The following is a 15189-nucleotide window of genomic DNA, read 5'->3' on the forward strand; positions in this document are numbered from 1 at the left end:
ATGACTTTTTGAAAACACCTTACTAAAAAATTACCTTTTCACTTATTCATATCGCAAACACTCAATCGGATCTAATTTAGCCGCTTTATTAGCCGGCAGTATGCCAAAGACAATACCAATTGACATCGATATTCCAACTGAGAGTAATCCAAGACTTACAGAAATAACTAGTGGCCATTCACCTATTGATGAAGCGATCCAAGCAAAAAACATACCTAATCCAAAACCAATCGCCCCGCCTAATGACGTTAAAATACATGCTTCGATGAGAAATTGTGTTAATATTTTTCCTCTCGTTGCACCGAGCGCTTTTCGAATACCTATTTCACGTGTACGCTCTGTAACGGATACTAACATAATATTCATCACACCAATACCACCTACAAGTAAGGAAATCCCAGCAATACTAGCAAATACTATTTTCATCGTTCGTGTTGACTCTTCTATTTTTTGACCATATGCTTTCGTATCCTCCACTGTAAAAGAATGCTCAAATTCTGGGGATTTCAATTCATTCAATACAGATATAGCTTGTTTTTCTACAGCCTCTCGCTCACTTGGAGAAGATAACTTAATTTTCACTGTATCGTATTCCTCAATCCCTGCAATTAAAGATGCATTGTCGATAGATGTATATCCTTCATACAATTTAAATTGACGTTGAAAACCGTCTTCATATTTGTACACCCCGACAACTTTATATGGTTTTCCTTTTATATCTATATACAAATAATCTTTCCAAGTATCAAATAGTGTTTTAAATAAATCTTCAGCTACAATTACAACAGGAATTGGCTTTTTCAGTTCATCCGTTGTTAACTCTCGCCCATGCACCATCTTCATTTTAAAGTCCTGCATAAAGTTTCCTGTTCCCCCATTTAAACTAAAGGAAACATTTTTTGATCCCGTATATACTTTTACGTCCCTATGCACATTGGGATACACATCTTTTACACCTCGTATCACTTGCAATTGCTTTACCATATGTGGTGTAATTTTTGCTTTTTCTGTCGGAAAATCCGGGTTGAAGTATTCTATTTTAAGTTCATCCATATGCTGATTCTCTGCAAGTTCCTTTTGCATCTTTGCAGTCTGTCCATCTCCCATTGAAATAATTGTAATAATTGCACTTATTCCAATAATAATACCTAGCATTGTTAATATAGATCGCATTTTATGCGCAAAAATAGAAGATATGGCCATGCGTATATTTTCATTCGTATTCAAATTTATTCTCTCCAATCTTGTACGATATTGCCGTCACGAATTACAATTTGACGTGCTGCTGCTTCTCCGATTTCACGATCGTGAGTAATCATAATAATCGTTGAACCTTGTTTATTTAATTCGTAAAAGAGCTCCATAATTTGTTCACTCGTTTTCGTATCAAGTGCACCAGTTGGTTCATCGGCTAAAATAAATTTCGGATTATTTACAATTGCACGCGCTACAGCAACACGCTGTTTTTGACCACCTGATAACTCACTTGGAAGATGAGTAGCACGTTCAGCTAACCCAACTTTCGTTAAAGCAGCTAACGAAAGCTCGCGTCTTTCTTTTTTATCAACTCCTGCATAAATAAGAGGTAATTCTACATTTTGAAGGGCTGTAAGCCTTGGTAGTAACATGAAATTTTGGAATACAAAGCCGATTTCTTTATTACGTACGTGTGCAAGTTCTGTTTCAGACATAGTTGAAATGTTTTGACCAGCTAGCTCATACGTACCTGCAGTTGGTTTATCTAAACAACCGATAATGTTCATTAAGGTTGACTTACCAGAACCTGATGGTCCCATAATGGAAGTGAATTCCCCCTGATTCAGTATTACATCGATTCCATGTAATATTTGGACGGACTCTGTACCGTTTTGAAAAGATTTCGTGATGTCTTTTAAATGAATCATTTTGTGTTAACCTCCATACCATCTTTTACATTTTTCATAGGTTCAGAGATAATTTGTACACCTTTTTTCACTCCAGAAACTTTTGCTTCATGATCCATTTCAAATTCAACCGTAACTACTTGTTCTTTCGCTTTTCCATCTTTGACAACGAATACAACATCTTTGTCACCTTTTTTCACCATACTGCTTTTCGGAACGATTGTACCTGTTGCTTCGCCTGTTTTATTTGTCACGTTTACGTGGAAACCGTTTTGTAATCCTTCACTCTCGTTTAATGTAACAGTGAATGGATAGCTAGAAACTCTTTTGTTTTCATCCATATTCTTTACTGGTGTAGATCCGATTTCTGTAACTTTTCCTGACCACGTCTTACCAGATACAGTTTTTGATGAAACTATTACTTCTTGTCCAACTTTCACACTCGCAAGCTCATATTCAGACAGTTGACCTTTTACTTTAAATGGACCAGCGTGACGAAGCGTAATCCCACTCATTCCAGCATCATTATTTTTGACGATGTCATCAATTACACCATCAGCCGGGCTCGTTACTGAAAGTGTGTTTACTTTCTCTTTTGCTGCTTTAATCATTTCATCAGCTTTTTCTACTTCAAACCTTTTCATTTCAATTTGTGATTCTAATTGTTGTACTTCGATTTCTGATGCTTTTAACGTTCCCTCAGGAAGACCAGCGTTTTTATCTTTTTTTAATTTCTGCTTCGCTGCATCCATTTGTTTCTGATGCAATGTTACTTCTTTTTGCGCAATTTTCTTTTGCATTTCCGCTTCTGTTACACCTTGTTTAGTAATTGGGTCATTATATTTAAAAAGAAGTTGCCCTTTTTTTATTTCATCACCTTTTTTAACAGCTATTTCATACGTACCTTTTGTTGGATCGAATGAAATTGTTTCTATACCATTTGGGATAACCTCTCCGCCTAATTTTTGCTCCTCCTCTATTTGTTTTTCTGTCACTTCATATGTTTTATAAGTTTCAACTGGTTCAGATTCTCCTGCAAATGTCATATACGACCCTACTCCTAAACCAATTGTGACCATACCAACGATGACTAGTTTTTTTGCTTTCTTCATATCATAATATCCTCACTTTTTCATGTGTTTTACTTTTAGAAACTGTACGTCCTTTTCTTTAATAATTTTTGAACGTTTTTGAAAATGATATATAAAGCCTCGTACATACTATGTACAATATAAAAAGCCCCACTTTTTCATTACCAGTTCCTCCTTGACCTAACATACGTATAGGATAGAAAAAACTAATTAAATAAAAAGTGGGGTAAACATTAAATTTTTATTAAATTCTTGAACTCTCTTCTTTTGGCAATCTTACTTCAAATATTGTTCTAATTACATTACTTTCTGCTGAAATCGTTCCATTATGCTGTTCAACAATATTTTTTGCAATAAATAACCCAAGGCCTGTACCACCTTGTTGCCCTGTTCTTGCTTTATCACCTGTATAAAGCATGTCAAAAAGATAGGGCAAATCTTCTTCTGGAATGCTATCTCCGTAATTAATAATTTGTATGATAACCTCTCCATTTTCAATATATCCATTCATATCAATAAATTGGCCAGTATCTCCGTATCTAACCGCATTTGTTACAAGATTTTCAAATACTCGAGCTAACAAATTCCCGTCACCATAAATATATAAATGAGGATTAACATTCAACCTAGCTTCTAAATGATGTTTCTCCAATAATGGATATAATTCCTCATCTAATTGTATAAGCAATTCACTTATATTAATTGTTTTTTTATCTAACTTTAGCACGCCATAGTTCATTCGCGTAATTTCAAATAACTCATCAATTAAACTTTCAAGTCGCTGCGATTTCGCAAATGCAATCATAGAAAAATGTTTAATTTGCTCCTTCGATAAACTCTCATCTTTAAGAATTAAATCTAAATAACCTAAAACAGACGTTAAAGGCGTTCTTAAGTCATGAGCTAAATTAACAACGAGCTGATCTTTACTACTTTCTGCAAAGTCACCTCTCTCAACAGCCTCTTTTAGTTTTTCACTCGCTATATTTATTTCACGCGCAATCTCGCCAAATTCATCATTTGAAGTAATATGAACTCTCTTTGTAAAATCACCGTTAGCAAGATGGTGAATACCGTTAGAAATTTCATTAAAATATTTTAAGTATGGTTTTGTTAAAAAGAAAAAGAATACAACAGATAGTGGGATAAAACACATTAAAAAGAATTTAATATCTACAATTGGTCTAAATTGAGCTAAATAATCTTCGTAACGTACCATCGTTCTATAATAAAGCTGTAATACTTTATAAATTATATATGTTCCACCAGCTGCTAATACCATGCTTAGCGCAAACAAGGCAATCATTTTAAAACGAAAACTTCTCATCATGTTAGCCATTGAACGTATAACCTACCCCCCATACCGTTTTTATTAACTTATCCTTTCTTGTATCCTCCCCAATTTTTTTCGTAAAGTACGAATATGTACCGCAACCGTACTTCCACCATCGTAATAATCACCCGTCCACACTTGCTGAAAAATGTGTTCCACACTGTACACTTTCTTCGGATGACTCGCTAATAAATATAAAATATCAAACTCTTTTGGAGTTAATTCAATTTGTTCGCCATATACATTTACCTTTCGTTGATCAAGATTAATAGCCACTCCGCTTGTTTCTAAAACGGATTTCTTCTCCTCTACTTTCGGTTGATTTAACGTAAGAAATCTGCGTAATTGTGCATTTACACGTGCAACTAATTCAATTGGTGAAAAAGGCTTTGTCATATAATCATCCGCACCTAGTACAAGACCTGTCACCTTATCAAAATCAGATGTTTTCGCGCTTAGGAAAATGATTGGCATATTATGTTTGATACGAATTTGTCTTGCTACTTCATAACCATCTATTTTTGGCATCATAATATCTAAAATAACTAAATCAATTGGTTGCGATTGAATGATAAGAACTGCTTCTTCTCCATCAGTAACTTTCACAACATGATAACCTTCTTTTTCTAAATGTATCCCAATTAACTCCGCAATTTCCACCTCATCATCCGCTATTAATATTGAAATCTGCTTCATTTTACTCTTCCTCTCATTCCTTTTTCATACGTTCAATTTTAAACTAGTCTATTTGTTTATCCCCTCTTCAAAGAGCTTTATTATGAAATCCTTACTTTTTAAAAATAATCTTGAGTACTATATTTCTTTATGCATTTATTTTTGCATGTTTATATTTTGTTAACTTTGCAACACCCTCTACGATTTCACGTTGTGTGGTAGAAAATGCAGAAAAACTAACAAAATTAAAGCATATCAGAGATAATCATTATATAGTACAACAGGTTTTTCAGGAGGATTTCTACATCCCAAGCCTAGCTAAGGGACAGTTAGTTCAACAAACAACTAACTCCCTTTTCATTATATCAATATATTTTGTACACTTACATGTATTTCAACATAAAAAACTGCTCCACTACTAGTGAAACGGTTTTTCCTTTATTAATTTTTATGCATTCACTTCAGTTTTTTGTTCCTTTACTCCACTACGTTTGAAAGCAGTCGCTAAAATAATCATCATACTTACTGCACCAATCCAAACGAGCACAGTAAGAGGTGTACTCCAGCTTAATCCTTTTCCGAAGAAGAATATTTCTCTAAGCCCTTCAATCATAAATCGCATTGGCAACCATGCGTACACCCAGTCTTGATAAAATGGTAACAACATTTCCGGTGCTAACGATAATAACGGTGCCCCGAAGAATAGTAAGAGAGCGAATACACCGATTCCCTTTAGTCCAACTAATGAAAGTACCGCCGATATCATTAAGAAGAAACTAAAGGATGTAATAGATAGAAACAGTGCCGTATCTGTGAAGTTCGAAATATTTACCCCTACCATACCATCCGCGATCCATGTAAGACCGAACCCAATGACAAATATGGCATCTGCTCATATTGGTGTGATTCAGCAATGGCTAAATAACGGGCAAAAAGAAACACCTGAGGAGATTGCTCACTTTTTATCAACAATCGCAGTTCATGGGCCTTTTTATGCAGCTGGCTTAAAGAAATAATTCAGCTATATAATAAAAGAACATCCACTATAATAGCGGATGTTCTTTTATTTCATTACAACACTTCAATATACCCTTCTGTTCCATGTACCCGAATTCGTTGTCCGTCTTTTATTAAATTCGTAGCATTCTCTACTCCAACAACTGCCGGTAATCCATATTCACGTGCAATTACTGCTCCGTGCGTCATAAGTCCGCCAACTTCAGTGACTAACCCTTTTATAGACACAAACAATGGTGTCCAGCCCGGATCAGTAAAAGCTGTAACTAATATGTCGCCCTCTTCTAAATTCGCTTCTTCCATGTTTAAAATAACGCGAGCTCTCCCCTCAATCACTCCTGAAGAAACAGGCAAACCTACAATCGCATCATCTGGGAGGTTTTCTCGTTTATATTTACCTGTAATGATTTCTCCATCAGACGTCATTATACGAGGAGGCATTAGTTTTTCATATAATTTGTAATCATTTTTTTGTTTTTGGATAAGCTCATAATCTAGTTTATTCGTGCGAACTACTTCGTGAAGTTCTTCAAAAGTTAAATAGTATATATCATCAACTTCATGAATGACACCGCTCTGCACAAGTTGCTCAGCTTCTTTCAGTAACGCTTGCTTATATATGAAATAACGATTAATCATACCGTATTTTGGATATTCACGATAGCCGATAAAATTACGGATATTACGAATCATTCGCTTCGTTTCTTCTACTTTTTGTTTTCCACCCGGTAAGTGCTGTAATCGATTTACTAACTCTTCTTCTTTTTTTAAAGCTTCTTGCAGTCCTTCTTCAAATTTCCGCTTACTCGCACCATATTCAAAATCTCTTATATTATTTAAAATCATCGGGATAATTGTAGTTGGCTTTTCACTCCAGCGCGTTTTCGTAATGTCGATTTCTCCGCTACATCTCATTCCGTATTTATTTAGAAAAGTTAGAATGGCATCTCGAGCTTCTTCTCCACCTTTAAACTGAACTATTTCATCCAAAAAGTTCTCATTTTCTACATGTTGTAAATACGTAATAACTTCTGGATATGACCGAATCACATCAGCGACATCCATTAATGCTAAACCCATTTCAGATGTAATATTATTTTGTACCGATTGAGAAAGCGTGTCTGCTGCATTTTTTTCGCCTAGCCATTGCTCCATTTTTTCATTCATCCATGCTGAAGCATTCATTCCTGCCATAATAACAGCGATACTTTGCGGGTTAAATAATACTTTTTTTAATTGCTGGATGTCTTCCAAAATAAAATTAAGTACATCCACCCCTGATTTCATTTGCATGTTTCGTTTTAACTCTTTGATTGATGCTTCACTATTCTGTATTAAATTCGTAACGATTGCCGGATTATTTTCGATTTCTGGTTGCGAATTTGCAAGTTGCTTATTTTTACTAACAATCTTTTCTTTTTCATCATCCGGCAACAATGTAATAAAATTATCTCGCTCGATTATAGTCGTTAATGCATCTCTTACGAGTGGATCTGATTTTCCTAAAGTGTTTATTAAGTAATTTCTGCTAGCAGGTGAAGCTAATTGTTGCGTAGCATCAACAAACAGCCGTCCTCCCGCTTTACGCATAGGAGCATTAGTCGTTAACAGGAAAAAAGATAACCCAAGTGGTTTCATCGCATCAGTCATCATTTGTTGATGGCCAACTGATATATATACATGATTTCCCCCATCATTTTCTTCAGGAATTGGATATAAAGTCGTAATGGGGCGACTTTGGACAATATAAAATGTATTATGGGCTAAACACCATTCAATATCTTGCGGACAACCAAAATAAGCTTCAATCTGTCTTCCGATACTTGCTAGTTGTAAAATTTGTTGTTCAGACAATGTTTGAAGTTTTTGCTGATTAGGAGCAATTTTCTTTCTCTCTGTTCCGCCTTCTTTTCGTCCATAGATGGCTAATTTTTTCGTTGCGATGACCTTTTCGACGATTTCATCTTCTTTTACCTTATAATTATCGGCAGAAACCAATCCAGATACTAGCGCCTCGCCAAGTCCAAAGCTGGCATCGATTGACAACACCTTCCTATTCGAAGTAATCGGATCCGCAGTAAATAAAATCCCTGAAGCCTCAGGGAAAACCATTTTTTGAATGACAACACATATAGAAACTTGATTATGTTCAAAACCATTTTGCATGCGGTACGTAACTGCTCGCTCTGTAAATAAAGACGCCCAGCACTTTCTTACATGCTGTAAAATCGCTTCTTCTCCAATAATATTTAAATACGTATCTTGTTGACCTGCAAATGAAGCATACGGTAAATCTTCAGCCGTAGCACTCGAACGCACGGCATACGCATGTTCATTTCCAAAACGCGAGAGATAATGAGCTACTGCTTCCACTACATCAGTAGGGATTTCTACTGCCATAATGACTTCTCTAATCTTCTTACTCATTTCACCAATTTGAGCACGCTCTTCCATTTTCAACTTTGTTAGCTGCTGCAACAAAGTTTGAAGCTCTTCATTTTGCTCGATAGCCTTTTCATATCCTACCGTTGTAACACAAAAACCTTCGGGTACTTGTATACCTTGAATGTTTGTTAACTCCCCTAAATTCAATCCTTTTCCACCGACGAGAAAAAGCTGCGTTTTTTCTATTTCCTGAAAATCGAGAACGAAAGAACTCATGTAACATCTCTCCTTACTTTGCATGTGTACTTGATTGTAACAGTAGTAAATGAGAAGAAACAGTCTATTTCGAACTTGATTTACATGATATAATTAAGTTAGGAAGAGATTAAAAAATGCCCCAGTTGCATAATGAAGTAACTGGGGCTCCTTATTTCCGCTCAATTTTAAATTATAATTTATTCACAACTAACTTCAATGTACTTCTATTTTTCTCCTTTTTTATAACACGCCATTAATTATCACACACAATTCTTACCTCGACAAATAGTATATAACTCGAAATACGCTTTAGTTTAACCTCCTGTGAGCCTTTTCACAGGAGGTTTTATACATACATATATTATTTATAATGAATTAGTTCTCCCACTTTCCAAAAAAAGGATGATTGTATTGGAAATGAAAAAACTTCAAGGAATTTATGATGATGTTATTAGTTTAGGGGAAAATTGTTATACCGCTATTCATCTAAAAAAATATAGGCTGCGGAAATATTCAGGTCCTCTAGATTGGTTTGAATCACCGAATCTTTCTTCTATCAACACATTATTGAAAAATAATTTTATAGACTTTATGGATTTAAAAAACATGCACGCAATGCAGGAACAAAATATTGTGTTTAATGATGGTGTGATACAACCTGTTTTTTCTCATATTATAAAAGACACAAAATATAACGTAACATCTTATCATGATTTCCCTGTTGTTCCAAATGAAGATTGGTTCATCACATACCATGATTTTAAACAAAAATTAGATCGAAGAATTGATAACTTTTACGAAAAAATTCATCATTCACAATCCATTTTATTTGTTAGATGGGGCGGAAACTTGACTGAAGCACTAGAATTACAAACCGTTTTATCAAATATTGTTAAAAATAATTTTAAGATTCTTTTACTCTATCCAACAGGACTTGAAAATGAAATAAACGAATTAGAATGGGGGCTTGATCATGTTTTCCCTATTCAAGTTTCAAGTAATTATCAAAATAAAAGAACTTGGTATATCCTCTTAAAAGATATACACTTAAACTCAAAATAATAGTAGAAACTACGACTTTACAATCAATATTTTTTGTTTGCACTTTATATAAATTGATATGTCTCCATCTTAATTCTAGGAGTAAATTATTGCTTTTTTAATCCCCCCACTCATTCTTTTCTCAAATCCTCCAAAATGGATTTGAGAAATTAGGGAACTATAATGTCGTATGAACATATAGTAAGGGGGATAAAAAGTGGACAATGAGATGAATTACGGAAGTGATTACAAGTTTATTCCAGCAACTTCAATTGAAAGTGGTCATGGCATCGAAGTATTGCCTGATTTGTTTTGCTACACGATTCAAATCGTCAACATATGTTTTGTTGGGAATCCGCATACCGATGATTTTGTTTTAGTTGACGCTGGAATGCCTAAATGTGCAAATGAAATTATCTCTATCGCTGAGGATCGATTTGGTACCAATAGTCGCCCAAAAGCAATTATTTTAACTCACGGCCATTTTGATCATGTTGGAGGAATAATTGAACTCATTAAATATTGGGATGTTCCAGTCTATGCCCATCAAATGGAGATACCGTTTTTGACTGGACAACAAAGCTATCCTGAACCAGATCCAACAGTTGAAGGTGGTATGGTAGCGAAAATGTCTCCCCTGTTCCCTAATGAACCGATTGATTTAGGAAATAGCGTAAAAGCACTACCTACCGATGGAACTGTTCCCCATATGCCAGAGTTTAGATGGATTCATACATCAGGGCATACTCCTGGGCATATTTCATTATTCAGAGAGAAAGACCGAACTTTAATTGCTGGGGACGCTTTTGTTACAGTGAAACAGGAGTATCTGTATAAAGTAATAACTCAAGAACAGGAAATAAGCGGTCCGCCTCGTTATTTAACAACAGACTGGAAAGCAGCTAAAGAATCAGTCATTAAATTAGAAGAATTAAAGCCTCTAGTCGCTATTACTGGACATGGGATACCAATGTCAGGTGAATTGCTATCAACAAGCCTCAAAACACTGGTTCAAGAATTTGATAAAATTGCTGTACCTGATTACGGAAAATATATAGATAAAAAGATGCATTAAATGCGGAAATACTTTGTTTATTTTTATATTAATGAATCAAAACACCAACGAATATTAAGTTTAATATGAAAAAACACTGTACTTAGGCAACATCTCTATTATAAGAATGGAACTACCCTTTATGAATAAAGCTCGATATTCCGCAAATACTATCCATAGTATAAGCCTGCTTCTTACCCAGGTTGTACTTCTTACCATTAAAGGTTGATTAAAGTGGGTTACGCTATATAGCATAACCCGTTTTTAATGAAACCTTTTATTCCATATACGTTTAAACAATGGAGGAAAATAATGAAACATATTGTTGCTTTATTAATTAAATACACAGCGATAACTGCAGTATTACTTATCGTACTTGGTATCTTTCAAGGCATTTCCATTCCTAGAGTATTACTCATTTCTCTTTTCTTAACAGGAGCTGCCTATTTAATTGGCGATCTCTTCATTTTGCCTAAATACGGAAATATGATTGCTACAATGGCAGATTTTGGCTTAACCTTCTTCGGAATTTGGCTTTTAACATCCTTATTTACTAATTTAGATGCTACTCGTAATATTGGATTTTCTTCATTTATGGCCACATTAATTATTGGCGGAATAGAGGTTTTCTTCCACATTTATATGAAGAGGTTAGTACTGCATAACGACGATGAATTAAGAAATCACAATCATATTCGCCATGATAAATATGCTATGGAAATGTCAGATGAATATATGGATTCTTCCACAATAAATAAATCCAAGCTTGAGGATACATCTAAAAAATAAAAAAGTGGCCAACGCCACTTTTTTATTTTTGTTTATTAAGCTTGATCAGAATTTCTTACATGTAACGGAGGTGGTACTACCCACCCTTTTTTCTTACTTAAACGCAGCAAAGTTACACCTGCTTGCGCCTTTTTCATATGAAATTGTCCGAATAGCATGCCTACATCTTCTCGAAGACATTTTCCCATCACTTGACTACATGTCACAAGTCCAGCTGCTAATCCTGTAGCAACAGCTGCTGCTATTTCAACATCATTAATACGTGCCCCTGGGGGAATGTCTTCGATAGATGCAACTGGTCGTTCTGGAGGAGCAGGTGGTAAAGCTACGCCATTAACCTTTAAAAGAGTTTTTAACTCTTCTATCTCCGAATTCATATCATTTTCAATTAAGCCTTCTAAAAACTTCTTCAAATCTTCATCACCTGTATGATTCATAAACACTTGATGGCTTGCAATTGCACCTTGTGCAGCTAAAAGATAACTCCAAATATCAAATACTTCTCCGTAATGTAACGGTTCATTTTGAGGATTTCCACTTAAAATACCCATCTTTAAATTCCTCCCTTTCGAAAATATCATAATAAATATTGATTTCAATATTGAAACCAAATTTTTAAGTATGCTTTTTCCTGCAAAAGATTTTCTACTATGCATGGAAAACACCTTTCCAACACTGTGTGTTTATTGTTTAGGAAAGTAGTTTACAAATCAAATACTCAAAGATTATGAAAGAAGATTATCGATAATCTTTGAGTGAGAATTCATTTACTATAAGGGTTTGTTTTTATACATATACAAAAGAAATTGATTTACATACCTGCTATATTGTATGCCCATTTACTTAGCGGTTAGCTCTACCACCAAGTTGTTGTTCAGCCATTGCTACTAAACGTTTTGTAATTTCACCACCAACAGATCCGTTTGAACGAGCTGTTGTATCTGCACCAAGTTGTACACCAAACTCTTGTGCAATTTCATATTTCATTTGATCAAGAGCCTGTTCAGCGCCTCGAACTAATAATTCATTACGATTTCCACTATTATTGTTTGCCATATTATTTCACCTCCGATGTTTTTAATATGTTACAAATTATGAAATAATAATTATCCTTTTTATGGAAATTTTATTGTGAATAAATATTGAGTTTCTTCTTAAAATAGAGCAAAAGACATAAGAAAGAAGAGTTGCTATAACGTACTTTCATAACAACAATATGTGTAAATTTCTCTTTACTAAAGATTTCTGTTTTGCCAAGAGATACATATAAATTATGAAAAATGATTTCTAAGGAGATATGAGATGAAAGCTGTAACCTATCAAGGACCAAACCAAGTACAAGTTAAACAAGTTGATGATGCAAAGTTAGAGAAAAAAGATGATATTATTGTAAGGATTACTTCAACCGCTATTTGCGGTTCTGATTTACATTTATATCAAGGTAACATGCCCTTACCTCAAGGATACATTATCGGCCATGAACCAATGGGAATCGTTGAAGAAGTCGGGCCAGATGTCACTAAAGTGAAAAAAGGCGATCGTGTTGTCATCCCCTTCAACGTTTCTTGTGGACATTGTTTCTATTGCCAACATGAAATGGAAAGTCAATGTGATAACTCAAACCCTCATTACGATTCTGGTGGATACTTTGGTTATACGGAGAAATTTGGTAATCATCCAGGCGGACAAGCAGAATATTTAAAAGTTCCATTTGGAAATTTTACTCCATTTGTTATACCGGAATCATGCGAGCTTGAAGATGAATCCCTACTATTTTTATCAGATGTTTTACCTACAGCCTATTGGAGTGTAATAAATGCAGGCGTTAAGCCAGGTGATACTGTTATCGTCCTTGGTTGTGGACCTGTTGGATTAATGACACAAAAATTTGCTTGGATGCAAGGCGCTAAACGTGTAATTGCAGTGGATTACTTAGATTATCGGATACATTATGCAAAAAAGATTAACAACGTTGAGGTATTTGAGTTTACAAAATTTCCAGATATGGGAGAACATTTAAAGGAAATTACACATGGCGGTGCCGATGTAGTCATTGATTGCGTGGGAATGGATGGAAAGAAATCGCCACTAGAATTTCTGGAACAAAAATTGAAATTACAAGGCGGAACTCTCGGCCCTATTCAAATTGCTACAAAAGCTGTAAGAAAATATGGAACGGTTCAAATGACTGGCGTTTATGGTGGCAATTATAATGCATTTCCACTCGGAGCATTTTGGGTTAGAAATATTAATCTTAAAATGGGACAAGCACCTGTCATTCATTTTATGCCAGAACTATTTGAAAAAATAACAAATAAAGAATTTGATCCAAAAGAGATTATTACACACAAAATCCCCCTTGAAGAAGCGAGCTACGGTTATCAAATTTTTAATAATCGTGAAGATGATTGTATAAAAGTCATTTTGAAACCTTGAAGATACAATTTGTTATTCTTTATAAAAAGGTAAGATTGCACTCCATAATCTTATCTTTTTTTATTACATGCTAAGTAGCTATTCCCTCACTTTCATCTCACATCGAAAAGAGTTATTTCAAAAGACTTTGCATTTTAAGGTAACGATTTATTGGTAAAAAAATGAATTTAAGTATTAAGTAACCAACTAGCGGACACGATAACAATGTTAACTAACTTAAAAAGAGGTGTCCTTCATGTTTTATTATAAAGAAGAAATAATTAATATGATTAAGCCGGATAAACCAGACCCAGCTGCCGCAAAAGTTTTACAAGAAATATTAGGCGGGCATTATGGTGAAATGCGTACAATGATGCAATATTTCTTCCAAAGCTCAAATTTTAGAGGCAAAGAGAAGCAATATCGCGATTTACTTCGAGGTGTTTTTTTAGAGGAAATAAGCCATGTAGAACTTGTACAACATACAATTAATCAACTATTAACTGGATCTGGTGAACCTACGCCAGGAAATGCTGGTATTGACAAAGCACCGCTTGATGAAGCGGTTAAACATGCAAATCCTCACCACTTTATTGTAGGTGCTCAAAGTTCATTGCCTGTTGATGCAGCTGGCAACCCATGGAATGGATCTTGGGTATATAGTCATGGGAATTTAATTAGCGATTTATTAGATAACGTAGTACTTGAATCTACAGGTGTACTTCAAAAAACTAGAATTTATGAAATGAGTTCCAATCAAACTTTTAGAGAAACACTTGCATTTTTAATTGTACGTGATAATGCACATCAAAATGCTTTCGCAAAAGCTTTAGAAACATTAGGCGTTGAATGGGGGAAACTCTTCCCTGTGCCGAACTATGATATTAATAAATACCCAGAGTGCAGAAAGTATGTAGACATGGGATTCCATAACGCACAATTTAATTTTAGTTTAGATCCAACAAGAATGGGGGAAATATTCCAAGGTGAATCTCCAAGTAGAAATAAAGGAACATTAACAGTAACTGACCCACCAAAAGGTTTTCCTGTACCAGAACTTCCTGAAATGCCAAATGAGCATAGTCCCGGATTAAAAGATATGGATCTTTAAGATCATTATGGCCAACTATTTATTCGTGGTTGGCCATAGCTCTTTATAAAGATTCATGTAAGCTTGTTGTTAATATGATAGGATGTTTTAAATAAATCCTCTTTATTTAAAAGTGATGTTAATTATAATTCTGCTCC

12 protein-coding genes and 3 pseudogenes are annotated in these 15189 nt (G+C 34.8%); 6 read left to right on the forward strand and 9 right to left on the reverse strand.

Translation table 11 applies throughout. The features are described from left to right. Positions 1-42: 42 nt before the first annotated feature. From NST86_RS15480 to NST86_RS15505, 6 genes and pseudogenes are all read right to left on the reverse strand, one after another. The gene (locus NST86_RS15480; protein ID WP_086392027.1) at positions 43-1227 is read right to left on the reverse strand and encodes an ABC transporter permease; all 1185 of its coding nucleotides are present in this window, start codon (positions 1225-1227) and stop codon (positions 43-45) included. A gap of 2 nt (positions 1228-1229) precedes the next feature. Next, a complete protein-coding gene (locus tag NST86_RS15485; protein WP_000581539.1) occupies positions 1230-1904 on the reverse strand; it encodes an ABC transporter ATP-binding protein in 675 nt (224 codons plus the stop codon). After that, on the reverse strand, positions 1901-2995 hold the full coding sequence (locus NST86_RS15490; RefSeq protein ID WP_086423632.1) for an efflux RND transporter periplasmic adaptor subunit: 1095 nt from the start codon (positions 2993-2995) through the stop codon (positions 1901-1903). The genes NST86_RS15485 and NST86_RS15490 overlap by 4 nt, the downstream gene beginning before the upstream one ends. A gap of 223 nt (positions 2996-3218) precedes the next feature. Then, positions 3219-4313: a HAMP domain-containing sensor histidine kinase gene (locus tag NST86_RS15495; RefSeq protein ID WP_000002612.1), complete on the reverse strand. Its 1095-nt coding sequence runs from the start codon at positions 4311-4313 to the stop codon at positions 3219-3221. Next, positions 4306-5003: pseudogene (locus NST86_RS15500) on the reverse strand (response regulator transcription factor). Before NST86_RS15500 ends, NST86_RS15495 begins: the two are co-directional and overlap by 8 nt. A gap of 427 nt (positions 5004-5430) precedes the next feature. Continuing rightward, positions 5431-5874: pseudogene (locus tag NST86_RS15505) on the reverse strand (phage infection protein); the annotation flags it as partial. Between NST86_RS15505 and NST86_RS15510 the strand changes: the two are divergent. Next, positions 5864-5998, forward strand: a pseudogene (locus tag NST86_RS15510) (TetR-like C-terminal domain-containing protein); the annotation flags it as partial. The pseudogenes NST86_RS15505 and NST86_RS15510 overlap by 11 nt on opposite strands. Before the next feature lie 55 nt (positions 5999-6053). Here NST86_RS15510 and ppsA read toward each other — a convergent pair. Beyond that, positions 6054-8660 (reverse strand): phosphoenolpyruvate synthase, encoded by a 2607-nt coding sequence (gene ppsA, locus NST86_RS15515; RefSeq protein ID WP_000094188.1) that lies wholly within the window; start codon positions 8658-8660, stop codon positions 6054-6056. Between the two features lie 384 nt (positions 8661-9044). Here ppsA and NST86_RS15520 point away from each other — a divergent pair, with 384 nt between their 5' ends. From NST86_RS15520 to NST86_RS15530, 3 genes are all read left to right on the forward strand, one after another. Beyond that, positions 9045-9704 carry a DUF1796 family putative cysteine peptidase gene (locus NST86_RS15520; RefSeq protein WP_002000036.1) on the forward strand — a complete coding sequence of 220 codons (660 nt, stop codon included), beginning with the start codon at positions 9045-9047 and terminating at the stop codon, positions 9702-9704. A gap of 196 nt (positions 9705-9900) precedes the next feature. Further along, on the forward strand, positions 9901-10758 hold the full coding sequence (locus tag NST86_RS15525) for an MBL fold metallo-hydrolase (RefSeq protein WP_000368278.1): 858 nt from the start codon (positions 9901-9903) through the stop codon (positions 10756-10758). 291 nt (positions 10759-11049) lie between these two features. Continuing rightward, positions 11050-11526, forward strand: a complete 477-nt coding sequence (locus NST86_RS15530) for a YndM family protein (protein ID WP_016118201.1) — start codon at positions 11050-11052, stop codon at positions 11524-11526. A gap of 35 nt (positions 11527-11561) precedes the next feature. On the opposite strand, the gene NST86_RS15535 is transcribed toward NST86_RS15530, so the two are convergent. Next, positions 11562-12077 carry a DUF3231 family protein gene (locus NST86_RS15535; protein ID WP_000512125.1) on the reverse strand — a complete coding sequence of 172 codons (516 nt, stop codon included), beginning with the start codon at positions 12075-12077 and terminating at the stop codon, positions 11562-11564. Positions 12078-12369: 292 nt separating this feature from the next. Beyond that, positions 12370-12582: a small acid-soluble spore protein, SasP family gene (sasP, locus tag NST86_RS15540; protein ID WP_000002833.1), complete on the reverse strand. Its 213-nt coding sequence runs from the start codon at positions 12580-12582 to the stop codon at positions 12370-12372. A 246-nt stretch (positions 12583-12828) separates the two neighbouring features. On the opposite strand from sasP, the gene NST86_RS15545 reads away from it, so the two are divergent. Together NST86_RS15545 and NST86_RS15550 are read left to right on the forward strand one after the other, a co-directional pair. Beyond that, a complete protein-coding gene (locus NST86_RS15545; protein ID WP_061664378.1) occupies positions 12829-13962 on the forward strand; it encodes a zinc-dependent alcohol dehydrogenase in 1134 nt (377 codons plus the stop codon). 235 nt (positions 13963-14197) lie between these two features. After that, entirely contained in the window at positions 14198-15052 is an 855-nt protein-coding gene (locus NST86_RS15550; RefSeq protein ID WP_060487291.1) for a manganese catalase family protein, read from the forward strand. The last annotated feature ends 137 nt before the right edge of the window (positions 15053-15189 follow it).

It is taken from the genome of Bacillus sp. FSL L8-0199, assembly GCF_038005705.1.
Taxonomy (GTDB): domain Bacteria; phylum Bacillota; class Bacilli; order Bacillales; family Bacillaceae_G; genus Bacillus_A; species Bacillus_A cereus.